Origin of the sequence: Kitasatospora sp. NPDC057940 (assembly GCF_042887425.1) — a bacterium.
Taxonomy (GTDB): Bacteria; Actinomycetota; Actinomycetes; order Streptomycetales; family Streptomycetaceae; genus Kitasatospora.
The window spans coordinates 88,982-113,483 of record NZ_JBHVPH010000016.1 but is presented as its reverse complement, the minus strand read 5'-3'; the positions used below and the strand labels follow the sequence as shown (position 1 = coordinate 113,483).

Genomic DNA, 24,502 nt, shown 5'->3' with positions numbered 1-24,502 from the left:
ACCGATCACCCCCGGCCGGGGACAACGCCACGGCCGGGCCACGTACGAGCCGCGGGGACCTGATGACCCACCAGCCCGAACCGATCCTGCCCGGCGTCCTCGCCATCGACGCCGGCAACTCCAAGACCGACGTCGCCCTGATCGGCGCCGACGGCACCGTCCGCGGCACCGCCCGCGGCGGCGGCTTCGCACCCCAGAAGATCGGCGGCGCCGCCGCCGTCGCCGGCCTCGCCCCGCTCGTCGAGCAGGCCGCCGCCGCGGCCGGCCACCCCGCCTGGAGCGGCGTCCTCACCAGCCACGTCAGCGCCTGCCTGGCCAACGCCGACCTGCCCGTCGAGGAGGAGGCCCTGCGCGCCGCGCTGGAATCCCACCCCTGGGGCGCCAGCAACACCGTCGTCAACGACACCTTCGGCCTGCTGCGGGCCGGCACCGACGGCCCGCGCGGCGTCGCCGTCGTCTGCGGCGCCGGCATCAACTGCGTGGGCCTGCTGCCCGACGGCCGCACCGCCCGCTTCCCCGCCCTCGGCGAGCTCACCGGCGACTGGGGCGGCGGCGGGGGCCTGGCCGTCACCAGCATGTGGCACGCCGTCCGCCACGAGGACGGCCGCGGCGGCCCCACCGGGCTCTCCCGCGCCATCGCCGAGCACTTCGGCCTGCCCAGCGCCGGCGCCGTCGCCGAGGCCGTCCACCTCGGGCACCTGCCGACCAGCCGGCTGCACGAGATCGTCCGGGTGCTGTTCGCCGTCGCGGAGCAGGGCGACGAGGTCGCCCTGGGGCTGATCGACCGCCAGGCCGACGAGATCGTCCGGCTCGCCGTCGTCGCCCTGCGGCGGCTGGAACTGCTCGACGCGCCCACCCCGCTGGTGCTCGGCGGCGGCGTGCTCGCCTCCCGGCAGCCGCTGCTGCTCGACAACCTGACCGCCCGTCTGGCCGAGGCCGCGCCGCTCGCCGAACCGCGGGTCGTCGTCGCGCCGCCCGTCCTGGGCGCGGCGCTGCTCGGACTCGACCACCTCGGGGCGGGCCCCGAGGCCCAGGCCCGGCTGCGCGAGGCGTACGAGGCACAACGGCCCGTCGCCGCCTGACCGTTACGCCGCCCCCCAGACTCCCGCCGCCGCCGGATCCGCACATCCGGCGGCGGCGGGAACCACAGCCCGTGCACCAGTCGTGTAGCTGTGTGACGAGTTCCGCCGCTGTCCGGGGAGACTAGTGCCATGGCCGTGCCCCGAACCCTCATCGCCGCGCTGCTCTGCTGCACCGCCGCAGCCGCCCTCGCCGCCTGCACTCCCGCCGACTCCGCGCCCACCGTCGCCGCCGCCTCCGCCGCCGCCGTCGCCGACGGGGCGTACGACGACGAGGACGACCTGCTGGACGACGACCTCGCCGACCCCGAGCCCAGCATGGACACCTCCCCCGCCCCCACCGCCGACTGCGCCACCCCGACCCCGACCGAACGCCCCGGACACACCGTCCTCGTGCTCCTCGCCACCGAGGACGGCGACGTCACCGCGCAGCCCGCCCGCTACTCCTGCGACGAGGCCCGCTACGAGGGGACGGGGACGCCGGCCCGCTACGGCTTCGCGACCGCCGGGGTCGAGGCCACGCTCGTCGACCGCCCGCACGGCGACCCGACCAGAACCGTCCGGTTGGAGGACGTGCTCGGGCACCTGGAGGACTGCCTGGCCGAGCACGAACCCGACGCGCCGTACGGGTGCTACGGCAACGTGTACGACGTGGTGCTGGACTCGCACGGGCGGATCATGCGGATCGGGGAGCTGTTCGAACCGTGATCCCGCCGTGGACCGGCTGGGCGCGGAACCGGCTCAGGACCGGTTCAGGACCGCTTCGGGACCGGCTCAGGAGGGGGCGACGAGGCCGAACTCGTAGGCCTGGATGACCAGGTGGACCCGGTCCCGGGCGTCCAGCTTGGTGAACAGCCGGGCCACGTGCGCCTTGGCGGTGGCCACGCTGATGGTCAGCTCCTCGGCGATCTCGCCGTTGGACAGCCCGCGGCCGACCAGCGTCAGCACCTCGCGCTCGCGGTCGGTGATCCCGTCGACCGTCGCCCGGCCGGACCGGGCGGCGGGCTGCGGGCGGGCGGCGAACTCGCCGATCAGCCGGCGGGTGATGCTCGGCGCGATCAGGGCGTCCCCCGCGGCGACCACCCGGACGCCGTCGAGGATGGTCTCCAGGGCGAGGTCCTTGACCAGGAAGCCGGCCGCCCCGGCCCGCAGCGCGCCGTACACGTAGTCGTCGTCGTCGAAGGTGGTGAGGACGAGGACGTGGGTCGGCAGGCCGGGGTCGGCGGTGATCCGGCGGGTGGCCTCGATGCCGTCCATGCCGGGCATCCGGATGTCCATCACGGCGACGTCGGGGCGCAGTCGGGCGACCAGTTCCACCGCCTCGGCGCCGTTGCCGGCCTCGCCGACGACCTCCAGGTCCGGGGTGTCGGCGATGAGCACGCGCAGACCGGTGCGGATGAGCGGCTGGTCGTCGACCAGGACGACACGGATCACGGGGAGACCTCCACGGGGAGCGGCAGTCGGGCGGCGACCTGGAAGCCGCCCGCGGGGCGCGGGCCGGCGCTGAACTCGCCGTGCAGCAGGCCGACCCGCTCGCGCATGCCGGCGATGCCGTACCCGGAGCCGGCGGACGGCCCGGCGGCTCCGGCGCCGAGGTCGACGACGGTGACGGAGACCTCCTCGGGGCCGTAGTCGACGGTGACCCGGCAGTCCCGGGTGCCGGAGTGCCTGACCACGTTGGTGACCGCCTCCTGCACGATGCGGTAGGCGGCGAGGTCCACCTCGGGCGGCAGCGGGCGGGGCTCGCCGAGGCGGGTGAGCGCGACCCGCACGCCCGCGCCGGCCGTCTGCTCGACCAGCCGGTCCAACTCGCCCAGCCCCGGGGCGACCTCCATCGGCGCGGACTCCGATTCGCCCTGGCGCAGCGCGCCGAGCATCCGGCGCAGCCCGGCCAGGGTCTCCCGGCTGGTCGCCTCGATGGCGTTCAGCGCGTTGCGGGTCTCGGCGGGCTGGGTGTCCATGACCCGGCTGCCCATCCCGGCCTGGATCGCGATGATGCCGATGCTGTGGGCGACCATGTCGTGCAACTCGCGGGCGATCCGCAGCCGTTCGGCGGTGATCGCCTGCTCGGTGACGCGGCTGCGCAGGGCCTCGGCGTGCACGCGGTTCTGCCGGACGGTGTTGCCGACCAGCCAGGCGATCGCGGCGGTCGAGGCGAACGCGGCCTGGGCGACGAAGTCGGTGTGGTAGTCGTTCGCCACCCGCCAGACCGCGAGGACGGCCACCATGGCGACCGGCATCGCGGCGGCGCACAGCGAAACGGCCCGGGAGCGGGTGGCCGTGCAGTAGCCGATCGCCACCTCGGCGAGCAGCAGTTGCACCACGGCCGTCTCCTGGATCCGCATGCCGATCGTGAAGACGCACGCCGCCAGCGGGATCGCCACCGCCAGCAGCGGCAGCCGGACCAGCAGCGACGCCATCAGGATCGTGACCACCGCGGTGACCAGCAACGGCATGTCCTCGAAGTTGCCGTTGTAGCGGAACAGGTGGGCCAGCTCGTTGCTCCGCTGGAAGCCGCGGAACGTGATGACGGCCCCCCAGAACGCCGCCACCCAGACGCCCGGCGGCAGGCGCCTGAGCAGGGGCGGACGCGGGTTGGTGATCATCGCCCGATGGTAGCGGCGGCCCGTACGGCGGCACATCGGCCCGGGGGCGTAATCCCCCGGGCCAGTGCGGCGGCCGGCGGTTGTGGCCCGCGGCCCGATGCCCGGCCGGGGCCCCGGACGGCACCGTTGTCCCCGTGATCGAGATCGAGCGACTGACCAAGCGGTACGGCGCCACCACGGCCGTCGACCAGTTGACCTTCACCGTCCGGCCGGGCACCGTCACCGGCTTCCTCGGCCCCAACGGCGCCGGCAAGTCCACCACGCTGCGGATGATCCTGGGGCTGCACGCCCCGACCGAGGGGACCGTCACCGTGGACGGCGTGCCGTTCGCGGACCGGCCGCGCGGACTGCGCCACGTCGGCGCCCTGCTGGACGCCCAGGACGTGCACGGCGGGCGCAGCGCCCGGGCCCACCTGTCGGCGCTCGCCCGCGGCAACCGCATCCCGCTCCGGCGGGTGGACGAGGTGCTGGCCGAGGTCGGCCTCGGCAAGGCCGCCGGGCGCCGGATCGGCGGCTACTCGCTGGGCATGAAGCAGCGGCTCGGGATCGCCGGCGCGCTGCTCGGCGACCCGCCCGTGCTGCTGTTCGACGAGCCGCTCAACGGCCTCGACCCGGAGGGCGTGCTGTGGGTGCGCGGCCTGTTCCGCCGCCTCGCCGAGGAGGGGCGGACGGTCTTCGTCTCCAGCCACATGATGGCCGAGATGGAGCACACCGCCGACCGGCTGGTGGTGATCGGGCGGGGCCGGCTGATCGCGGACGAGAGCCTGGCGGAGTTCTCCGCCCGCAACGCCGTCACCAGCGTGGCCGTCCGGACGCCCGAACTGCCGTCGCTCGCCGAGGTGTTGCGGGCCGAAGGGGCGGCCGTACGGCAGGCGGAGGAGCCGGACGGCGCGATGGTGACCGGGCTGCCCGCCGCCCGGATCGGCGAACTCGCCCTGCGGCACGGCCTGGTGCTGCACGAGCTCGCCACCCGTACCTCGTCCCTGGAGTCGGCGTTCATGTCGCTGACCGCCGACAGCGTCGAATACCTGGCAGGAGATGCCCGATGAGTACCGCCGCCCTCGCCCCCGCCCGCCCCCGCACCGGCCCGGCCGAGCCGCGGCCCCGGTTCGGCGACCTGCTCGCCGCCGAGTGGATCAAACTGCGCTCGCTGCGGTCCACGTACTGGGTGCTGGCGCTGGCCTCGTTGGCCGCGATCGTGGTCAACCTGAACGCCGTCCACACCGACCTGACCTACATCGACCACCCCCGCCCGCCGGTGCCCGGCTTCCCGCCGTACCGGTACGACCCGCTCTTCCACGGCCTCAGCAGCATCTCCGGCGCCCTGATGGCCGTCGCGGCCGGCAGCCTCGGCGCGATCACCGTGTTCGGCGAGTACACCACCGGCATGATCCGCACCACCTTCGCCGCGGTGCCCGACCGGCGGGGCGTGGCCGTGGCCAAGGTGGTGCTGGTCGCCGGCCTCACCTCGCTCGCCGGGGCGGTGGTGTCCGCGGTGTCCTTCTTCGGCAGCAACGCCATGCTGGCCTCCCGGCACGTCGGGCTCTCCGTCACCGACCAGGGCTGCCTGCGGGCCGTCCTCGGCTACGCGGCGATCGTGCCCGTCTGCGCGCTGATCGGGATGGCCCTCGGCGCCCTGCTGCGGCACGCCGCCGCTTCGATCGTCTCGCTCGTCATGCTGCTGTTCATCGTGCCGATGCTGTTCGGCGGCGACCGCTACCGCTGGCTGAAGGAGATCGGCAACCACCTGCCGCTCGCCGCCGAGGGGAGGCTGACGATCAACCCCAACTCCTCGACGACGATGGGCAGGTACGCGCCGAGCGTGCTCGACTCCTGGATCACCCTGGGCGTCTGGGCGGCCGTCGCGCTGGCGGCGACGGTGGTCCTGATGCGGCGCCGGGACGTCTGAGCCCGACGGAGCCGGGGCGTCAGGCGGCCGCGGCGGCCGCCTTGGCGCGGAAGGCGCCGAGGGCGGCGGCGGGGACGCCGCAGGCGGGGAGGAAGGCCCCGGCGCCGCCGTGGCGGGTGCGGACGCGGTCGAGGAAGACGGCCATGGCCTCGGCCGGGGCGTCGAGGAGCGGGGCGGGGATGGCGAGTTCGCGGCCCTCGGAGTCGGTGACCCGGGCGCCGCGGGCGTTGAGCGCGGTGCGGTGGCGCTCGGAGAGGCCGGCGAAGATCTGCGGCAGGGCGTCGGCGGTGCGGGCGTAGTCGGCGACGATCCGCTCGGCGGGCACGCCGAGGAGGTCCAGCAGCAGGGCGGTCAGCAGGCCGGTGCGGTCCTTGCCGGCGGCGCAGTGCAGGAGGACGGCGCCCGGGCGGGCGGCGGCCTCGACGGCGGCGGTGACGGCCCCGGGCGCGGACTCGGCCAGCAGCACGTAGTAGTCGCCGAGGTCGGCGGCGGTGGCCATGGTGCGCATCCGGGCGGCGAGGCCGTCGCCGGTGGGGTTCACCGGGGCCGCGACGACGGCTATCCCGGCGGCCTCGGCCGCGGCCCAGTCGGCGGGGTCGGTCTCGCGGGTGTCGCGCAGGTCGACGATGGTGCGGATGTCGCAGGCGCGCAGCTGGGCGACGGTCGCCTCGTCGGCGGCCGGGAACGGCTGGGCGGAGCGGTACAGCACGCCGGGGCGGATCCGCAGGCCCTCGGGGTCGCCGAGGACGGCGGAGTCGCGGAAGTTGACCAGGGACATGCGCGGGGCCTTTCGGTGGGGCCGTGGGGGGAGGGGCCGGACATCCAGACGTGCATCGAGACATCTAGATGTCTAGTCCCTCCCCGGGGTGCGAGGCAAACCACGGTCGCCCGCACCCCTCCATCCCACCCCCGCCGACCGGCCCCGTCGACCGGAGGAGGGCACGGGGTGGGCGGGGCCTCAGGCCCGGGGGTGGACGGGCCCCGGGCCCGGGGTTCGTAGGATCGGGCGTGTGGCGACGAACCCTCCCAGCACCCCGCTCTACCGACGGCTGGCCCGGCAGCTCCAGGAACGGATCGACGCCGGCGCGTACCCGGCGGGCGCCCGGCTGCCGAGCGAGCCCGAGCTGAGCGCCGAGTTCGGGGTGAACCGGCTGACCGTCCGGCAGGCGGTGGCGGAGCTGGAGCGGGCCGCCGTGGTGGAGATCCGGCGGGGCGTGGGCACGTTCGTCCGCCCGCCGGCCGTCCGCGTCTCGATCGCGGTGGATCCGCGCAGCCAGCGCTTCGACCTGGGCAGCGTGCACGCCGCGCTCCCCGACACCGGCGACGGCGAGTTCGTGCTGGGCACCCCGCCGGTGGCCGGATCGGTGGAGGACGAGGAGGCGGCCCGGCAGCTGGGCCGGGCGCCGGCCGAGCTGTCCCGGGTGGACACGGTGATCCGGCTCGGCGGGCAGGCCAGGGCCGTGTGCAGCTACTGGGTGCCGTTCGGCCCGCTGCCGGACGCCCTGGTGCGGCCCGGCCGGCCCGGGAACCTGGTGCTGGACCTGGCCCGCGCGGCCGGGGTGGAGCTGGAGTACGACTGGCGGGCGTTCGGCGCGATCGGCGCGGATCTGGCCGACGCCGAGCTGCTGGGCGTCCCGCCGGGCACCCCGCTGCTCGTCCGGGAGGGGGTCAGCTGCACCCCGGACGGCGCCCCGGCGCTGTACGTCCGGCGACGGATCGACGGCAGCAGCGCGCGCTTCGTCCTGAACTTCCGCGAGCCCCGGCCGGAGGCGCCGTCCGGCCCCGCGGCAGACACCCCGCCGGATTCGCGATAGCGCCAGGTCAGCCGCCCACCCCGCACCGTTCGGCGCCGTATCGATCCTGCTAAAGTTCCGCGCCGGATCATCACGCGTCACGGGGGGCGGAGTACCGCGATGTCCGAGGGGACCGAACACGACATACCCACCGAACTCGCCGAGGCCTACCTCGGGCTGCTCGCCGACGCCTCCCGCACCGGGAGGCTGCTGCGCCGGGACGAACTGGAGTGCCTGCGCACGCTGGGCGAGCACTGCGCCGAGGCCGGGTACGGGCTGCGCGACGTCGTCGCGCACTGCCTGTCGGCCACCCGGCGGGCCTGGCAGACGCTGCCCGGCATCACCGCGGCGGGCGGCGTCGGGGAACTGCGCCGGATCGGCGACGCCGTGCTCGCGGCGACCGAGGCCGCACTGGCCGCACTCGGCGAGGGACACGAGCGCGCGCAGCGCATGGCCGTGCGCCAACAGGAGTCCGCGCGGCGCGAGTTCATCGACGACCTGCTGTACGGCCGCAGCGACCTGGGCCTGTTGGCCGAGCGCGCGGAGCGGTTCGGACTGCGGCTGGCGGGCGCGTACGCGGTGGCGGTGGCGGTCGGCGACACGCCGTTCGCGGACGTCCACCCGCTGGTGAACCGGGTGGAACGGGAGCTGGTCGGGCGGTTCGGCGAGCGGGACGTCCTGCTCGCCGGCAAGGACGGCCGGCTGGTGTGCATCGCCCCGGACACCGAACGCGCCGTCCTGGAGGCCTTCGCCGACCTGACGCTGCGCCCCGGCCCCGGCTACCGCCCGGTGCTGCGGGTGGCCACCGGGCGCCGGCACTCGGGGGCCAGCGGGGTGCTGCGCAGCTACGAGGAGGCGCTGGGCGCGCTGGACTACGCGGACCGGCTGGACCTGCCGGCGCGGCAGCTGAAGGCCGAGGAACTGCTGGTCTTCCCCGTGCTGATGCGCGACCGGGCGGCGATGGCCGACCTGGTGCGCAGCGTGCTGGGCCCGCTGACCGAGGCGCGCGGCGGCGCCCGCCCCCTGCTGGACACCATCGCGGTGCAGGCGGAGGCCGCGTACGTGAACGCGGAGGCGGCCCGGCGGCTGGGGCTGAGCGTGCGCACGCTCGGCTACCGGCTGGAGCGGATCAAGGCGCTGACCGGCTACGACCCGTCGGACGCCCTGCAGCGGTTCACCCTGGAGACGGCGGCGATGGGGGCCCGGCTGCTGAACTGGCCGGAGCAGCCGCTGTAGGCGGCGGCCGAACGCCACCCGGGCGGTGCGTTCCAGGGTGTCAAAGGGCCGTAAAGATTGCCGGATCCTGGCAATGTGCGAACACCCCCTCCGCTGTCACGATCTCCATGGCGCCGAAGTGCGGCGCCGTGGGAACAGCGGGGGAGCGTGGCCGGGATGGGGGGATTCGTCGCGGCCGCGCTGGCTTTTCCGACGGCGCTCTTCAGCTTCGCGCTGGTGGTGGTCGTCGGGTACTGGCTGCTGATGCTGGTCGGCGGCCTGGGCTTCGACGCCCTGCACGGGGGGCACGGCGTCGGACATGCCGGTCACGTCGGCCATGCCGGTCACACGGGCGACCTGGGTCACGGTGCCGGGGGGCACACGGCCCACGGGGGGCAAGGGGCCCAGGACGGGCACGGCGCCGACGGCGGGGGCGCCCACCACCACGGAGGCGTGCTGGACGCGCTGGGGCTGGGCGGGGTGCCCGTGACGGTGGCGGTGTCGCTGCTGGTCGCGCTCGCCTGGTTCGTCAGCCTGGCCGGCACCGTCCTCACCTCGGGGGCACCGGCGCGCGGCGGCGTGTTCGCCGTCGCGCTGGTCGCCTCCTGGGCGGGCACCCGACTGCTGGTCCGGCCGCTGTCCCGGCTGTTCCCCGAGGACCGTCCGGCGACCCGGGGGGACTTCGTCGGCCGGGTCTGCGTGATCCGCACCGGCCGGGTGACGGCCGACTTCGGGCAGGCCGAGGTCACCGCCGAGGACGGCTCCACCGCGACCGTCCAGGTCCGCACGCTCACCGAGGAGCCCGGGCTGGCGGCCGGCCGCACCGCCCTGATCTTCGACTACGACGCCGACGGCGAGCACTTCCTGGTGGCGCCGTTCGACCCGGCGCTACCGGGCGGCTGACTCCCCCGGGCGTCCCCTCCCCCCCCCTTTCCTCCCCCTTTGTCCCACTCGTTCCGCTTTCATCCGCTCGACTTCGCACCATCTCGTCATCTCGTCAAAGGACTCCGTGATGGACACCATCGCCGTGGGTTTCGGCATTCTCGTCGCCGTCGTACTGCTCATCGTGCTCGCCATGCTGCTGTTCGTGGGCCGCCTGTTCCAGAAGGTCGAGCAGGGCAAGGCGCTGATCGTCTCCCGCACCAAGAAGGTGGACGTCACCTTCACCGGCGCGATCGTCCTCCCGGTGCTGCACAAGGCCGAGTTGATGGACATCTCGGTGAAGACGGTGGAGATCCACCGCGCTGGCCGGGACGGGCTGATCTGCCGGGACAACATCCGGGCGGACATCCGGATCTCCTTCTTCGTGCGGGTCAACAAGACCGTCGAGGACGTCATCAAGGTCGCGCAGGCCATCGGCACCGCCCGCGCCAGCGACCCGTCCGCGATCCAGGAGTTCTTCGCGGCCAAGTTCGCCGAGGCGCTGAAGACCGTCGGCAAGCAGCTCGACTTCACCGACCTCTACACGCACCGGCACGAGTTCCGGGACCAGATCATCGCGGTCATCGGCACCGACCTCAACGGCTACACCCTTGAGGACGCGGCCATCGACCACCTCGAACAGACCCCGATGAACCAGCTGGACTCCGACAACATCCTCGACGCCCAGGGCATCCGCAAGATCACCGAACTGACGGCGATCGAGCACGTGCGCACCAACGAGTACCAGCGCACCGAGGAGAAGGAGATCACCCGGCAGAACGTGGACGCCCGGGAGGCCGTCCTCGAACTCCAGCGCCGCCAGGCCGACGCCGAGATCCGCCAGCGCCGCGAGATCGAGACCCTGCGGGCCACCGAGGACGCGGTGATCGCCCGGGTCCAGGAGGAGGAGCGGCTGAACGCCCAGACCGCCTTCCTCCGGACCGAGGAACTGCTCGGCGTGCAGCGCGAGAACCAGGCCCGCGAGGTCGCTGTGGCGCAGAAGAACCGCGAGCGGGTGATCGCGGTGGAGAACGAGCGGATCGAGAAGGACCGCCTGCTGGAGGTCATCGGCCGCGACCGGGAGACCGAACTCGCCACCATGGCCAAGCAGAAGGAGGTCGAGTCCCGCCGGCGGGAGGTCGCCGATGTGGTCCGCGAGCGGGTGGCGGTGGAGCGGACCGTCGCCGAGCAGGAGGAGGCCGTCAAGACGCTGCGCGCCACCGAGGACGCCGAGCGCACCCGCCGCGCGGTGATCATCCAGGCCGAGGCGCAGGCGCAGGAGAAGCTCGTCAAGGACATCAAGGCCGCCGAGGCCGCCGAGCAGGCCGCCTCGCACAAGGCCCGCGAGTCGCTGGTGCTGGCCGAGGCCCGGCAGAAGGCCGCCGAACTGGACGCCACCGCCAAGATCCGGATGGCCGAGGGCATCCGGGCGGAGGCCGCCGCCGAGGGACTGGCCCAGGTGCAGGTGCGCGAGCAGGAGGCCGCGGCGGTGGAGAAGGTCGGCCGCGCCGAGGCCACCGTCCAGGCCGAGAAGGCGAAGGCCGCCGCGCTGGAGATCGGCGCCAAGCTGAAGGCCGAGGCCGAGGGCCTCACCGAGAAGGCCGCGGCGATGGCGAAGCTGGACGAGGCCTCGCGCGGGCACGAGGAGTACCGGCTGCGGCTGGCCGCCGAGAAGGACGTCCGGCTGGCCGGGCTGGACACCCAGCGGCAGATCGCCGAGGCGCAGTCCGCGCTGGTCGCGGCCGGGTTGGAGAAGGCGAAGATCGACATCGTCGGCGGGGACGGGGTGTTCTTCGACCGCCTGGTGCAGTCGGTGACGGCCGCCAAGAGCGTCGACGCCTTCGTCGGGCACTCGCAGACCGCCCAGGCCCTGGCCGGGCCCTGGCTCGACGGCAGCGCCAGCTTCACCGAGGACCTGACCCGGGTGCTGTCCTCGGTGTCCACGGCGGACGTGCAGAACCTGACGGTGTCCGCGCTGCTGATGCGGATGATCGGCGCCGGGGGCGGCGAGCAGGCCGGGCAGCTGCGGCAACTGCTCACCTCGGCACAGAAGTTGGGGATCGCCGAGACGTCGATCGGGGCGCTGGCGTCGGTCAACGGCTCCAAGTGAGCACCTGACGCGCCCGAGTGCCTGACGCGCCTGACGCGCCCGAGTGCCCGATCTCCTGAGCAGTCGAGAAACCGAGTAGTTGAGGAACTGACGTGGTGGACGCCGTCGACGCCCGGCTCGATGCCGGCACCTACGAGGTCCTGCGCGGCCGACTCGCCCGGTCCGCCGCCGAACTCGCCGACCGCGCGCAGGCGTTGAACGCCCGCCGGGTCGAGGAGTTCGGCGGCGGGGAGCTACGGCTGGTCGGCACCGGCCGGCTCACCACCGGCCGGGCCTGCCTCCCGCAGGACCTCACCGCCGCCGGCGGGCTGCTGCTGCTCGGCACCCGCCCGGGCAGCGCGCCCGACACCGCCGGCTCCACCGCCTCCGCCTCCGGTTCCGGTTCCGGCGGCTCCCCGTCCGAGGGCTCCCCAGCCTTGGGCTCCCCGGGCGCCGGACCGCTCGGGGAGGTCCTGAGCGTCCACCACCCCGACCTCACCCCCGCCCCCGCCGAGGGCACCCTGCTGGACGACCCGCGCCTGCGCCAGGACCTCACCGACCTGCACCGCTACTTCCGCGACGCCCGGCTGGAACGGCTGCGCCCCGTCGGCGGCCGCCTGCTCGCCGTCTTCCGCACCGGCCCCGCCGCCGCCGACGTCCGGGTGCTGCGCTGGCGCCCCGTCGACGACCTCGCCGACGACGGGCACCCCGCCTACCAGGACGGGCGCGGCGAACGCGACCACACCGCCGCCGACGGCCAGCAGCTCGCCTGGACCGCCCTCACCCGGGACGACCAGCTGCCCGCCGCCCCCGGCAGCCCGCCGCGCGCCGACCTCGGCGGCGAACTCCGGCTCGGCATCGACGGCGGCCGGCTGACCATCACCGCCCCCGACGGCCGCGAACTGCACCACGAACCCCTCGCCGAGGCCCTGCAGACCCTCGCCGACGCCCAGATCGCCCACGCCCGGCTCGGCACCCTGCTGCTGGTGCGCGTGCGCCCGTACCAGGAGGAGACCGTCCGGCACCTGGTCTGCCACCTGCCCACCGGCCGGGTCACCCGGATCGACGCGCTCGGCCAGGCCTGCCTGCGGCTCCCCGCCGACCAGGGCGTGGCCTTCCCCGGCGGCTGCCACCTCGCCGACGGCACCGTGCGCAGCTATGACCAGCCGGTGGACGGCCTGGCCTACGAGCGCACCCTCGTCTCCCCCAACGGCGAGGACGTGCTGTACGAGTTCCGCTCCCCCGCCGACGGCCGCGCCCTGCTCCAGCCGTACAACAGCGTCCGCCAGGAGGCCGCCGCCCCGCTGCCCTGCCAGGGCTACGCGCTGCTCGCCGACGGCACCCTGATCGCCCTCCGCCCGGCCGAGGACGGGCCCACCCGGCTGCATCCCGTCCAGCTGTGGCAGACCCCGTTCACCAGCGAGCGCCACGCCGCCGCGCAGCCGCCCGGCACCGGCCCGCTCGCCCGGATCGGCAACGCCGACCTCGTCCGCGGCCTCGCCGACTGCCTCTCCCTGGCCCGGCTCGCCGCCGCCGGCGCCGACACCCCGGCCGGCCACCAGGCCGTCCTCGCCGCCTGCACCCGCACCGCCGACCGGCACCACTGGCTGGGCCAGCCCGGCCTCGGCGACCTCGCCGCCCCGCTCGCCGAGATCCGCGACACCGCCCGGCAGGTCATCGCCGAGTACGAGGCCGTCGCCGAACTCACCGCGCACGCCGCCCGGCAGACCGAACAGGCCACCGAACACGTCGAAGGCCTGCTGCGCACCGCCCGCGGCGAGACCCTCGCCGACGCCGCCGAATGGGTCGACCGGCTCGCCGGGCTGCGCCGCGCCCAGGGCCGGGTCGAGGCGCTGCGCGACCTGCCGCGCGCCGACCCCGCCCGGATCGACGCGCTCGCCGCCCACCTCGCCGAGGGCCTGACCGAGGCCGCCGCCCGCGCCGTCGGACACCTCGCCGAACCCGAGGCCTTCGCCCCGCACCGCCGGCGCGCCGGCGAACTCGCCGACCGCTGCGCCGCCCTCGCCACCGCCGCCGAGGCCGAGCCGCTGGGCCTGCGGATCTCCGAGCAGAGCGAGGCGTTGCAGACCGTCTCGGAACTCGTCGGCACCCTCGACCTGGCCGACGCCACCACCCGCACCGCCATCCTCGACCGGCTCGCCGACGTCCTCGGACTGCTCAACCGCGCCCGCGCCGCCCTCACCGTCCGCCGCCGCGACCTGCGCACCCGCGAGGCCGCCGCCGAGTTCGCCGCCGAAACCGCCCTGCTCGCCCAGGCCACCACCGCCGCGCTCGCCGCCGCCGACACCCCCGAGGCCTGCGACGACCAGCTCGGCCGACTCCTGCTGCGGATCGAGCAGTTGGAGACCCGCTTCGCCGACGCCGACCCGGCGCTGGGCGAACAACTCACCGACCGGCGCACCGCGATCCACGACGCCCTCACCGCCCGCCGCCAGCACCTGCTGGAGGAACGGGCCCGCCGCGCCGACCGGATCGCCGCCTCCGCCGAACGCATCCTCGACACCCTGCACCGGCGACTCACCGCCCTCGACACCGCGGCCGAGATCGACACCGCCCTCGCCGCCGACCCGACCGCCGTCAAACTCCGCGACCTCGCCGCCCAGTTGACCGCGCTCGGTGACCGGGTCCGGGCCGAGGAGCTGACCGGACGGCTGCGCGCCGCCCGCAGCCGCGCCCACCGGGCCCGGCGCGACCGCGCCGAACTCGCCGGCGACGGCCCCGGCACCCTGCGGCTGGGCCGCCACCTGTTCGCCGTCACCACCCAGCGGCCCGAACTCACCCTCGTCCCCTGGCGCGGCCGCCCCGCCTTCACCCTCACCGGCACCGACTACCGCTCCCCCGTCACCGACCCGGCGTTCGCCGCCACCGAGCGCTACTGGGGCCGGCCGCTGCCCTCCGAGACCCCCGCGCTCTACCGGTCCGAATACCTCGCCGCCGGCCTGCTGCTGGCCGCCGAACCGGACGGGCTGGACGCCCTGCGCGCCGAGGGCGACCTGCTGGAGTTCGTCCGCCGCGCCGCCGAACAGCGCCCGGACGAGGGCTACCAGCGCGGCGTCCACGACCACGACGCGGCACTGCTGCTCCGCGCCCTGCTCGAACTCCACGCCGAGGCCGGGCTGTTGCGCCACCCGGCGGCCGCCCGGGCGGCCGCGCAGCTGTACTGGGCGCACGGCGCCGACGAGCGGCAGCGACTGGTCTGGCACACCCGGGCCCGCTCGCTCGCCCTCGCGCTCACCCTCACCCGACAGGCCTTCGGCGGCGCACCGGACTCGGGCGCGCCGGCGGCCCTGACAGCCCTGGACTCGCTGGCCGACGAACTGAGCTCCGCCGTCACGGAGTTCACCTCGTGCCCGCAGCCCGCCGGCCCGTACCTGGTGGCCGAACTCGCTGCCGTCACACCCACGTTCGCGCACGCACCAGGGGCCGCCGCGCTGCTCGACAAGTTCCACGCCGCACCCGAGTCCGCCGGCCTCACCGAAGCGCTGGCCGCGCTGCCCGACGAGCCCGACCTGCTGCCCGCCCGGCGCCAACTCGCCCAGGCCTGGCTGGAGTCCAGCGCCGTCGACGCCGACCCCGGCGACCTCACCGAGGCCGCCGCCGCGCTCCTCTGCCCGTCCCTGCCCCGTCGGCCCGCCGAAGGCGCCACCACCACCCGCCTCACCGGCCTGCTCGGCGACCACCCCCGGCTCCCGGGCGGCGAGCTCGACCTGCGCCTCGACGAACTCCTGGCCCGCGTGGCCGAGTTCGCCGCCACCGAGGCCCCCGGATACCGCGCCTACCAGCGACTGCGCGCCGACCTGCTGGCCGCCGAGCACACCCGGCTGCGACTCGACCAGTACCGGCCGGCCCCGCTCAACGGCTTCGTCCGCAACCAGCTCATCGACCAGGTCTACCTGCCGCTGGTCGGCGACAACCTCGCCAAACAGCTCGGCACCGCCGACGCCGGCGGACCGGTCGACCGCAGCGGCCTGCTGCTCCTGGTCTCCCCGCCCGGCTACGGCAAGACCACCCTCGTCGAGTACCTCGTCGAACGGCTCGGCCTGCTGCTGGTCACCGTCAGCGGCCCCGCACTCGGCCACCGGGTCACCTCCCTCGACCCCGCCGAGGCCCCCGACGCCACCTCCCGCCGCGAGATCGAGAAGCTCAACTTCGCCCTGCACGCGGGCGACAACGTGCTGCTCTACCTCGACGACGTCCAGCACACCTCGCCCGAGTTCCTCCAGCGCTTCATCCCGCTCTGCGACGCCCAGCGCCGGATCGACGGGGTGTGGGACGGCGAGGCCCGCGAGTGGGACCTGCGCGGCAAGCGCTTCGCCGTCGTCATGGCCGCCAACCCGTACACCGAGTCCGGCCGCCTCTTCCGGCTGCCCGACATGCTCGCCAACCGCGCCGACGTCTGGAACCTCGGCGACGTCATCGCCGGGCGCGAGGACCTCTTCGCGCTCAGCTTCGTCGAGAACGCGCTGCCCGCCAACCCGCACCTGGCCCCGCTCGCCACCGCCGACCGCGCCGACCTGGACACCCTGCTGGCCCGCGCCACCGGCACCCCGGGCGGCACCCTCGCGGGTGCCTGGCCCGCCGCCGAAGTCGAACGGATGACCGCCGTCCTCGCCGGACTGCTCCACCTGCACGGCACCGTCCTCGCCGTCAACCGCGCCTACCTGGCCTCCGCCGCCCAGGACGACCGCACCCGCACCGAACCCCCGTTCCTCCTCCAGGGCTCCTACCGCAACATGGCCAAACTCGCCCAGCGCCTCGACCCGGCCCTCACCCGCCCCGAACTCGACGCCCTCCTCACCGACCACTACCGCGCCGAAGCCCAACCCCTCGGCGCCGACGCCGAAGCACAGCTGCTGAAGCTGGCCGAACTCCGAGGCTGCCTCACCCCCGCCCAGGCCACCCGCTGGGAGGAGCTCAAGCACACGCGGCGGGGCTGACGGGCCCGGCGGCGCTCCCCGCACCAGGGGCCGGTCCGGCCCCTCTTCGCCGCGCTAGGGGATCGACACCTCGGCACCGCGCTGGGGGGCCAACACCTTGGCCAGCGGGGTCCGCTGCTCCGCCCAGGACACCAGCATCTCGCGGTCGATCAAGGTCGCGCCCACCGTCGGCAGGGCGGCGAACTCGCGCGCCGGCTTCGAGAACCCCCGGTTCGTCACGATGAGGATGATCCCGGCCTGGAACACCGCCCTGGCGCCGCCGAGCGCGTGCTGCACGACCGGCTGGCCGACCGTCGCCCTCGGGTCACCGGAGTGCTTGCACTGCACCATGAACGGGACGTTCAGGTCGGTGACCCCGAGGACGTCGCCGCCCATGTCACCGGCGCCGCCCTGCACCCGCGTGACGGTGAACCCGTCCCGTTCCAGCAGCGCCGCGACGGTGTGCTCGAAGGTCGTGAAGTGACCGTCGTCGATCTGCCCCAGGGTGATCGTGCTGCGCTTGGAGAACGCCTCGGTGGACATCCTTTCGTCGAGCATCCTCTCGTCGAACGTCCTTCCGTCCGCCGTCCCGCCCTCGTCCACGTCCATGTGCCACTGACGGCGGCCGAGCTTCGCGACCACCTCGGCGGCGACGGCCCGCGCCTGCCGGTCGATCTCACCGAGGCCGAGGCCGTCCGCGTCCCCCGGGGGCACGGCCGCGCCACCGCCCTCCGCCGCCGCCTCGCCCAGGCGCTCGGCCCAGTAGTGGCGCTCAAGGCCGCCGAGAGTCCTCCGCAGGCCGCACAGGTCGCGCTGCCACCCGTGGATCCGCAGCGCCAGCGATCCCAACCACCGGTCCAGGTCCGGGGGCGCCGGAAAGAGGCTGAGCTCCTCGGCCCGCACGGCCGCCCGCTCGACCAGGTCCACGGTGTCGATCACCGTCTCGACCAGATCGACGGTGTCGCGGAGCGACCGCCGGAACCCCTTCGCGCCGACGGTGTGCCGGACGAGCACCATCGACTCACTGCGGTACCGATCGCCGAACCGGTCACGGTCCCGCTCGTACGAGAGCCACCGCTCCAGGGCCTCGACCGCCTGGTCCACGAACCACCGCAGGTCGCCGTGCTCGTCGTCCTCGTACTCGTACATTCCGCCCCTCCCGTGAGCCACCGGGGGCAGCCTAGGCAACGGGTCCGACACTGCGAGCGGCGCCGTTCGACCGGCTGGCCGGCGATCCGGCTACGCAGCTGATCGGATCGCCAGCAGCCGAAGCGAGCAAAGAAATATGTAGACCGGTCTACATTCCAATGCTTGCTGGAACGGCGCACAGGAAGTCGGCCTGTCCGACTTCCTGTGCGCAGCTCGCCAGGATTAAGTAGACCGACCGACATATTCATTCGCGCTGACCAGTGCCGACCCGCTGCCCGCCTACCGTCGGCGGGCGGCGGCCAGCAGGGCGGGGACGGTGGCGAGCTTGACGCGGGGGCGGGCAGCGCGTGGGCCGCCGCGTCGTCCAGGAGCGCGTCCACGGTCTCGCGGGCGCACGCCCGGTTGGCGCCGATCCCGCCGGACGGCCCACGCTTGGCCCACCCGACCAGGTACGTCCCGGGCAGCGGCCGCCCCGTCGCCGGGTCGACGACCCGTCCGCCCCGGTGCGCGACCGTCGCCGTCCGCTCGTCGAAGGGCAGCCCGGGCACCGGTACGCCCCGGTGTCCTATGGAGCGCACCACCAGGCCGGCCAGCAGCGTGTCCGTCTCGCCGGTCGGCTCGGCTGCCCGGCCGCCCGCGAGGGTGGTCCGGGCGACGGTCAGGCCCGTCACCCGCCCGCTCCCGGTGGACGCGCCGGGTTCGCCGGGTTCGCCGGGTTCACCGGGTTCACCGGGCTCGCCAGGCTCGCCAGGCGGGGTGGACGCGGTGAGCGCGGTCGGCGCGGACAGGAAGCGCAGCACGATCCGCCGGCCCGGCGCCGGCTCGGCGGCCCCGTCGAACGACACCAGCGGCAGCCCGGCGAGCAGCGCGGCCCGCGACTCCGACGCGGTCGGCGCGGCGGTGGTCCCGGCCGCCTCATCGACCGCCGCCCGCACCTCCGGGTGGTCCTCGACCACCACCTCGACGCCCGGCAGTTGCCGCAGCGCCAGGAACTCCGCCTTGGTCCAGGCGGCTTCGGCGGGCCCGCGCCGGGCGAGCAGCACGACTTCCCGCACCCGGCTGCGGCGCAGCGCGGCGAGGGCGTGGTCGGCGATGTCGGTGGTGGCGAGCCGGTCGGGGTCGGTGAGCAGGATGCGCGCGATGTCGACGGCGACGTTGCCGTTGCCGATGACGACCACCCGTTCGGCGCCGGGCCCGGACAGCTCCACCGCGTCGGCCGGCACGGTCGGTTGGGCGTTGTACCAGCCGACGAAGGTGGTCGCGGGCAGGCTGCCCGGCAGGTCCTCGCCGGGGATGCCGAGCCGCCGGTCGGCGGCCGCGCCGACGGCGTACACGACGGCGTGGTGGTGGGCGGCGAGTTCCTCGTGGGTGAGGTCGGTACCGACGTCCACGTTGAGGTGCATCCGCAGCCGGGGGTCGTGGAAGACGCCGGCGAAGCTGTCCGCGATGCGTTTGGTGGACTGGTGGTCGGGCGCGACCCCGTGGCGCAGCAGGCCGCCGGTGACGGGCAGCCGGTCGATCATGGTGATCTCGGCGCCGGTGCTGCGCAGCAGTTCCTGCGCGGTGTACCCGGCGGACGGGCCGGTGCCGACGATGGCGACGCGCAGCGTGCCGATCCCGTCGGGCAGGCTGCGCGGGAAGGTGGGCGCGCCCCACGCGTGGTCGTTGGGGTGGTCGCGGTACCAGTCGCGGTTGAGGTCGCCGAACACGGTGTCGGGCCCGCGCAGCCGGTCGACGGGGAACACCGCGTCCACGGGGCAGGCGTCCGCGCAGGCGCCGCAGTCGATGCAGGCCGCCGGATCGATGTACAGCATGTCGGTGGTGCCGAACTCCGGTTCGTCCGGGGTCGGGTGGATGCAGTTGACCGGGCAGACGGACACGCACGAGGCGTCGTTGCAGCAGGTCCGGGTGATCGCGTAGGCCATGGCCGGGGTGGGGTCCCTCGCTACAGGTGGTGAAGTGCGGGAATCGGAGCCTTTGTTGACGTGTCGCCTTTGGCTTATCGCTTTTGACGCAACACCTTTGACGTTTCGTCAGAGCATGTGGATGCGACGGTAGATCGCGGCCGAGCGGCTGGTGAGCAGTCCGGTCTCGGCGAGGAACGCGATCAGGTGCCGGGAGCTGGTGCGCATCATCGCCTTGCGGTGCTCGTTGGCCCGCACTTCGGCGATCGCCCGCTGGGTGTCGAGGCCGGCGGCCCGGTAGACCCCGGGGTGCACCATGCTGGAGACGATGACGTACGCGCCGACGGCGATGCCGGTGGCCGAGGCGCGGCGGCGGGCGGGGCCGGCGTGGCGCACCCGTTCGCGGATCTCCTGCCGGGCGAACTTCATGTGCCGCGACTCCTCGACGACGTGGATCCGGGAGGTGCCGCGGACGATCTCCAGGACGTTCTCGCCGCGCATCCAGTCGCGCTGCATGACGTCGAGCACCTCTTCGGCCACCAGGATGCCGCCGTAGGCGAGTTCACCCTTCGCCAGGGCCTTGAACGCGCGCCCGGCCTGGGCGATGACCTTGTTCGGCCGGTACGCGGGGACGCCCATCTTCTCGCAGGCGCGGGCGAACATGATCGAGTGGCGGCACTCGTCGGCGATCTCGGTGAGCGCGAACTGGAACTCGGCGTTGGCGGGGTTCTTCAGGTACTGATCGCGCAGCACCATCTGCTGGAGGATCATCTCGAACCATATCCCGGTGTTCATGATCGAGCAGACCTCGTGCCGGGTGAGGGTGACCCGCTGCTGTTCGGTCATCTCGTCCCACAGTCGGGTGCCGTAGAGGGTGCTCCACTCGGGGTTGAGGCCGTAGTGGTCGGCTGGGAGCGGTGCGTCCCAGTCGATCTCGGTCGAGGGGTCGTAGGAGAGGGTCGCGGCGGACTCCAGCAGCCGCTTCGAGACGTCGTCGTCGGCCGCGGTGTGGCCGTGCGCACCCGACGCCCGCCCTGCCGCCGCGTTGGTGAGAGCCATGGCTGCCTCCAGATGCCTGCCCCTACGGGTGCCCGCTCACCCGCTTATTAGACGGACAGTACAATAAGAGCCCGCCGCCGAGAACCCCCTGCGCAGCACCGGACGGCGCACGACCATAACTCCCGCGCCCCTTCCCGTCCGTGGCCTCCGCCCGGCCACCCCCTCCACCCCCCGAATACAGTGAGGCGTGATCACCAACCAGCCCGGCGCGGGTCCGGAGCGCGTCGCCCCCACCGGCGTACGGAACTTCCGCGACGCCGGCGGCGTCGGCTCCCTGCCGCGCGGCGTGCTGTACCGCTCCGCCGCCCTACACGCCCTGCACGCCCTGCACGGCCTGCACGGCCTGCACGGCCTGCACGGCCTCTCGGCGGAGGGCACGGACACGCTGCGGCGCCTCGGCCTGCGGACGGTCGTCGACCTGCGCAGCGACCCGGAGGTGGCGGAGCGCCCGGATGCCGTCGACCTCGTCGACGCCCGGTACCTGCACGCACCGGTCTTCGCCGAACGACGTTGGCCCGCCGATCAGTTGGAGCTGTACCCGCTGATGGCCGAGCGCGCCGGCACGGCGGCGGTCGCCGTCCTGCGCCGTCTGCTCGCCGACGGAGGCGAGGCCGCGCCGGTCCTGGTCCACTGCGCCTCGGGCAAGGACCGCACGGGAGTCGTCGTCGCCGTCCTGCAGACGCTGCTGGGCGCCTCCGAGGCGGAGGTCCTCCAGGACTTCCTGCGCTCGAACGACGAACTGGGCCTGACCGACCCGCCGCCGGCCGGGGCCGCGCACAACGCCCTGCCCGTACGCGAAGTGCATCTGCGGCGCGCGCTGCTGTCGATCCGGAGTCACCACGGATCGGTGGCGGAGTACTTCCTCGCGCACGGCGCGCGGGCGTCGGAGCTCGCCGCGGCACGGCGGATCCCGGCCTGAACGAGCGCCCGGGCAGGGGCCGTCGAGTCCTCCGAACGAGCCCCCGCCCGGTGCTGCGCCGAGCGCCTCCGAGCTGTACCGCACCTGGTTGCGCGCTACGCGGCGCCCAGCGCCTGCCGCAGTGCCTCGGCCGCCTCCGCCGTCGCCTCCCGGAAGCGGTGGCCGATGCCGAGGTAGCTGGCGTAGCCGTGGATGAGGTCCGGCTGCCGGCTCAGGCGCACCGTCACCCCGGCCGCCTCCAGCGCCTCGGCGTACGCCTCGCCCTCGTCCCGCAGCGGGTCGAAGCCCGCGGTGCCGACGTACGTGGGCGGAAGCCCGGACAGGTCGGCGGCGAGCAGGGGCGACAGGCGCGGGTCCGTCCGGTCGGCCGGCGCGGGCGCGTAGCGGTCCAGGAACCAGTCCATGTCCGCGCTGGTCAGGAAGAACCCGTCGGTGAACAGGTCGCGCGAGGGCCGCCGGACGGAGGCGTCGACCGCCGGGTACAGCAGCAACTGGAACACCGGCGCCGGACCGCCCCGCCGCACCGCCGCCTGCGTGGTGACGGCCGCCAGGTTCCCGCCCGCGCTGTCGCCGCCGATCGCGATCCGCTCCGGATCCGCGCCCAGGTCGGCCGCCTTGGCGTACGCGAAGTCGAACGCGGCCAGCGCGTCGTCCGCGGCCGCCGGGAACGCGTGCTCGGGCGCGCGCCGGTACTCCACCGACAGCACCCGCACCTGCGCCCGCTGCGCCAGGAACCGCACCACGTGGTCGTGGCTGGCCCGGCTGCCGACCACCCAGCCCCCGCCGTGCAGGTACACCAGCAGCCCGGAACCCGCCGCCAGCCCGCCCGGCGTGTACAGCGTGGCCGCCAACTCGCCGTACTCCTGCGGGATTCCGACGTTCCGGACGGATACCGGCTGGATCGTCGCCCCGCCCACCAGGTACCGCGCGTGCTCCATCGCCTCCCGCGACGGCCCGACCCCGGCGGGCAGCACCAGGGCGGCCTTCGACAGGCGCTGCAACTTGAGGATCAACTGCGCGTCCAGCGAGAGCACTTGACCGTCCCGCACCACCGGCGCGCCCGCGATCGCCCGCCGCAGCCCCTCCGGCAGCGCGTACGCGCCCCGGACGACGGCGGACTGGATCCGGACAGGGAAGGGAATCGCCATCTCTGCTGCCTCCTGGAGCCTCACCCGGAGCCCTCGACCGGGGGCTCGGACCGGGAGCCCATGATGGGCCCGACCCACCCCCGACGGAAGCCCCCCTCGACGCCCCCTTCACCCACCCTCGACCGCCGACGCCCTCTCCGACAAGAAATATGTAGACCGGTCTACATTCTCTCCATCGCTGCCACTTGCACCACCTCCATCCGCACAGGAAGTCGACCAGGCCGACTTCCTGTGCGGGCACCACTCGGACGGCGGCAAGGAATCAGTAGACCGACCGACATATTCTGCTGCGGGCACTCATTACGGCCGCACAGAAAGTCGACCGAATCGACTTCCTGTGCACGCGCCAGCTCGTCGCAAAATCAGTAGACCGACCGACATATTCTTCCCGAACGCCCCTCCCGCAGCCACGGCCCGCCCGCCCTTGCGCTGTCACTCTTCGGTCGGAGTCGGCGACGGGCCCTCCACATGGGCGGGCGACTTTCTTCAGGAACCTTTCCGCGCCCGACCGACCTGACCAGCCCGACCACTCAGGCCCGTCAGCCCGTCAGCCCGACCGGCCCGCCAGTCCCGCCCGGCTCGTCAGCGAGCGCCGGTCCTCGGCGTCGAACGCCGCCAGGGAGCGCGCTCCGGACTCGAGGGCGGCCTCCAGCGCGCGCAGGACGTCACCGTCCAATCCCCCCAGTGCCTCGGCGAGCTCCTCCGCCACGTCCCGGGTGAGCTCCGCCGCCACGACCTCCTCGGGCGCACGCGGACCGAGCTTGCTGACGGCGGCGGCCGCGCGGGCGGGGGTGAGGAGTGCGGCGGCCTGGACCAGGAGCCAGGCGGGGACCCCGGCCGCACCCTGCGGCGGCGGCAGGTACGGGCGGGCGCCGTCGTAGCGCTCGTCCTCGGCGAAGGCCTGCTGCTTCACCTTCACCACCGGACGCGCGCCGACCCCCTCGGGACCCGTCTCCCGCCAGGTGCCGGCGGGTTTGAGGACGTAGCCCTCGGCGAGGTTGTCGGCGACTTCGGGGAGCCCGAGGAGCGCGGGGACCAGGGTGGGAAAGGCGGCCGGCAGTTCCTGGAGCGCGGTGAGCGCACCGCGCCCGATCGCGGGGGCGCAGGCGAGACCGGCGGCGCCCGCAGCGTCACGCAAGTCATGGTCGGAGATCCAGAACCGGCCCTCGGCGGTGTCGACGGTGGCGTCGAAGAGCAGCCACTCCAGCCCCGGCGCGTACCAGACGCCGGTCTGCACGGGCTCGACCCCGGTGACGGCGGGCACATCGGGGAGCGGGTAGCAACCACCGGCCAGTTCACCGTAAACAGTCACCACAGCGCCCGCACCCGCGCCCCCGCCCACCGCCTCACGCACCGCCGAGGCGAACCGGGCGGCCGCCACCGCCAGCGCCGGCCAGACCCGGCTGACGCCGAAGAAGCCGTCCAGCGCGTCCTCCCCCAGGAGCTCCCGCCGCTTGGCCGGACGAACCGCACCCCCCTCGCAGACCACCGCGAAGTGCGCCCCGTGCACCTTCTCCACGGCGACCCACTCCCGGTTCCCGGACGCGGAGAGCCGCCCCCTCGCCGAGATCTTGGGGTACGGCCGCAACGCGGAGCCTTCGAACCTGGTGTCAGCCACACCCGAAATCATCGCCGCGAGCCCCACCCCCGGACAACGGAGTTTCACCTCCCATCACAACCCCCGGCTACGCGCAGCCCCAACCGTCGCAGAGCGCCCGCACCAGACGGGCCACCACAGGCCGGTGGGCCTCGACGCAACGTCGAGGCCCACCGG

Annotated in this window: 17 protein-coding genes and 1 pseudogene; 10 read left to right on the top strand and 8 right to left on the bottom strand. The window is 74.4% G+C overall.

Annotated features, from left to right (window positions below; genetic code table 11):
* Positions 1-62 precede the first annotated feature (62 nt).
* Positions 63-1,082, top strand: coding sequence for an N-acetylglucosamine kinase (locus tag ACFVTF_RS23535; protein WP_387816245.1), 1,020 nt, complete (start codon positions 63-65; stop codon positions 1,080-1,082).
* Positions 1,083-1,211: 129 nt separating this feature from the next.
* On the top strand, positions 1,212-1,787 hold the full coding sequence (locus tag ACFVTF_RS23530; protein WP_387816243.1) for a hypothetical protein: 576 nt from the start codon (positions 1,212-1,214) through the stop codon (positions 1,785-1,787).
* Positions 1,788-1,853: 66 nt separating this feature from the next.
* On the opposite strand, the gene ACFVTF_RS23525 is transcribed toward ACFVTF_RS23530, so the two are convergent.
* Positions 1,854-2,513 (bottom strand): response regulator, encoded by a 660-nt coding sequence (locus tag ACFVTF_RS23525; RefSeq protein WP_387816241.1) that lies wholly within the window; start codon positions 2,511-2,513, stop codon positions 1,854-1,856.
* Complete coding sequence (locus tag ACFVTF_RS23520) at positions 2,510-3,685, bottom strand: sensor histidine kinase (RefSeq protein ID WP_387816239.1); 1,176 nt, start codon at positions 3,683-3,685, stop codon at positions 2,510-2,512. The genes ACFVTF_RS23525 and ACFVTF_RS23520 overlap by 4 nt, the downstream gene beginning before the upstream one ends.
* Positions 3,686-3,819: 134 nt before the next feature.
* Between ACFVTF_RS23520 and ACFVTF_RS23515 the strand changes: the two genes are divergently transcribed.
* Both ACFVTF_RS23515 and ACFVTF_RS23510 read left to right on the top strand, forming a co-directional pair.
* Positions 3,820-4,734, top strand: coding sequence for an ABC transporter ATP-binding protein (locus ACFVTF_RS23515; RefSeq protein WP_387816237.1), 915 nt, complete (start codon positions 3,820-3,822; stop codon positions 4,732-4,734).
* The gene (locus ACFVTF_RS23510) at positions 4,731-5,594 is read left to right on the top strand and encodes an ABC transporter permease (protein WP_387816235.1); all 864 of its coding nucleotides are present in this window, start codon (positions 4,731-4,733) and stop codon (positions 5,592-5,594) included. Before ACFVTF_RS23515 ends, ACFVTF_RS23510 begins: the two co-directional genes overlap by 4 nt.
* 19 nt (positions 5,595-5,613) lie before the next feature.
* On the opposite strand, the gene ACFVTF_RS23505 is transcribed toward ACFVTF_RS23510, so the two are convergent.
* Positions 5,614-6,372, bottom strand: coding sequence for a tyrosine-protein phosphatase (locus ACFVTF_RS23505; protein WP_387816233.1), 759 nt, complete (start codon positions 6,370-6,372; stop codon positions 5,614-5,616).
* 232 nt (positions 6,373-6,604) lie between these two features.
* Between ACFVTF_RS23505 and ACFVTF_RS23500 the strand changes: the two genes are divergently transcribed.
* The 5 genes from ACFVTF_RS23500 (at position 6,605) to ACFVTF_RS23480 (ending at position 16,570) form a co-directional block, all read left to right on the top strand.
* The gene (locus tag ACFVTF_RS23500; protein ID WP_387816231.1) at positions 6,605-7,408 is read left to right on the top strand and encodes a GntR family transcriptional regulator; all 804 of its coding nucleotides are present in this window, start codon (positions 6,605-6,607) and stop codon (positions 7,406-7,408) included.
* A gap of 99 nt (positions 7,409-7,507) precedes the next feature.
* Entirely contained in the window at positions 7,508-8,623 is a 1,116-nt protein-coding gene (locus ACFVTF_RS23495; protein ID WP_387816229.1) for a PucR family transcriptional regulator, read from the top strand.
* A gap of 156 nt (positions 8,624-8,779) precedes the next feature.
* Positions 8,780-9,505 (top strand): hypothetical protein, encoded by a 726-nt coding sequence (locus ACFVTF_RS23490; protein WP_387816227.1) that lies wholly within the window; start codon positions 8,780-8,782, stop codon positions 9,503-9,505.
* 109 nt (positions 9,506-9,614) lie between these two features.
* Positions 9,615-11,633, top strand: a complete 2,019-nt coding sequence (locus ACFVTF_RS23485) for a flotillin family protein (RefSeq protein WP_387816225.1) — start codon at positions 9,615-9,617, stop codon at positions 11,631-11,633.
* Positions 11,634-11,725: 92 nt separating this feature from the next.
* Positions 11,726-16,570 carry a DNA repair ATPase gene (locus ACFVTF_RS23480; RefSeq protein WP_387816223.1) on the top strand — a complete coding sequence of 1,615 codons (4,845 nt, stop codon included), beginning with the start codon at positions 11,726-11,728 and terminating at the stop codon, positions 16,568-16,570.
* A gap of 54 nt (positions 16,571-16,624) precedes the next feature.
* Here ACFVTF_RS23480 and ACFVTF_RS23475 read toward each other — a convergent pair whose 3' ends face one another.
* From ACFVTF_RS23475 to ACFVTF_RS23465, 3 genes and pseudogenes are all read right to left on the bottom strand, one after another.
* Positions 16,625-17,566, bottom strand: a complete 942-nt coding sequence (locus ACFVTF_RS23475; RefSeq protein ID WP_387816221.1) for a restriction endonuclease — start codon at positions 17,564-17,566, stop codon at positions 16,625-16,627.
* A gap of 452 nt (positions 17,567-18,018) precedes the next feature.
* Positions 18,019-19,623, bottom strand: a pseudogene (locus tag ACFVTF_RS23470) (FAD-dependent oxidoreductase); the annotation flags it as partial.
* 108 nt (positions 19,624-19,731) lie between these two features.
* Positions 19,732-20,661, bottom strand: a complete 930-nt coding sequence (locus ACFVTF_RS23465; protein WP_387816219.1) for a diiron oxygenase — start codon at positions 20,659-20,661, stop codon at positions 19,732-19,734.
* Between the two features lie 187 nt (positions 20,662-20,848).
* On the opposite strand from ACFVTF_RS23465, the gene ACFVTF_RS23460 reads away from it, so the two are divergent.
* Positions 20,849-21,580: a tyrosine-protein phosphatase gene (locus tag ACFVTF_RS23460; protein ID WP_387816217.1), complete on the top strand. Its 732-nt coding sequence runs from the start codon at positions 20,849-20,851 to the stop codon at positions 21,578-21,580.
* A gap of 95 nt (positions 21,581-21,675) precedes the next feature.
* Here the strand turns inward: ACFVTF_RS23460 and ACFVTF_RS23455 are convergent, their stop codons facing one another.
* Positions 21,676-22,728, bottom strand: a complete 1,053-nt coding sequence (locus ACFVTF_RS23455) for an alpha/beta hydrolase (protein WP_387816215.1) — start codon at positions 22,726-22,728, stop codon at positions 21,676-21,678.
* 547 nt (positions 22,729-23,275) lie between these two features.
* Complete coding sequence (locus tag ACFVTF_RS23450) at positions 23,276-24,346, bottom strand: RNA ligase family protein (RefSeq protein ID WP_387816213.1); 1,071 nt, start codon at positions 24,344-24,346, stop codon at positions 23,276-23,278.
* Between the last annotated feature and the right edge of the window lie 156 nt (positions 24,347-24,502).

Excerpts from the sequence above, each read along its gene's own strand:
- ACFVTF_RS23535 (WP_387816245.1), top strand. The coding sequence starts at position 63 with ATGACCCACCAGCCCGAACCGATCCTGCCCGGCGTCCTCGCCATCGAC.
- ACFVTF_RS23530 (WP_387816243.1), top strand. The coding sequence starts at position 1,212 with ATGGCCGTGCCCCGAACCCTCATCGCCGCGCTGCTCTGCTGCACCGCC.
- ACFVTF_RS23520 (WP_387816239.1), bottom strand. The coding sequence starts at position 3,685 with ATGATCACCAACCCGCGTCCGCCCCTGCTCAGGCGCCTGCCGCCGGGC.
- ACFVTF_RS23510 (WP_387816235.1), top strand. The coding sequence starts at position 4,731 with ATGAGTACCGCCGCCCTCGCCCCCGCCCGCCCCCGCACCGGCCCGGCC.
- ACFVTF_RS23505 (WP_387816233.1), bottom strand. The coding sequence starts at position 6,372 with ATGTCCCTGGTCAACTTCCGCGACTCCGCCGTCCTCGGCGACCCCGAG.
- ACFVTF_RS23495 (WP_387816229.1), top strand. The coding sequence starts at position 7,508 with ATGTCCGAGGGGACCGAACACGACATACCCACCGAACTCGCCGAGGCC.
- ACFVTF_RS23490 (WP_387816227.1), top strand. The coding sequence starts at position 8,780 with ATGGGGGGATTCGTCGCGGCCGCGCTGGCTTTTCCGACGGCGCTCTTC.
- ACFVTF_RS23485 (WP_387816225.1), top strand. The coding sequence starts at position 9,615 with ATGGACACCATCGCCGTGGGTTTCGGCATTCTCGTCGCCGTCGTACTG.
- ACFVTF_RS23475 (WP_387816221.1), bottom strand. The coding sequence starts at position 17,566 with ATGGTGCTCGTCCGGCACACCGTCGGCGCGAAGGGGTTCCGGCGGTCG.
- ACFVTF_RS23465 (WP_387816219.1), bottom strand. The coding sequence starts at position 20,661 with ATGGCTCTCACCAACGCGGCGGCAGGGCGGGCGTCGGGTGCGCACGGC.
- ACFVTF_RS23455 (WP_387816215.1), bottom strand. The coding sequence starts at position 22,728 with ATGGCGATTCCCTTCCCTGTCCGGATCCAGTCCGCCGTCGTCCGGGGC.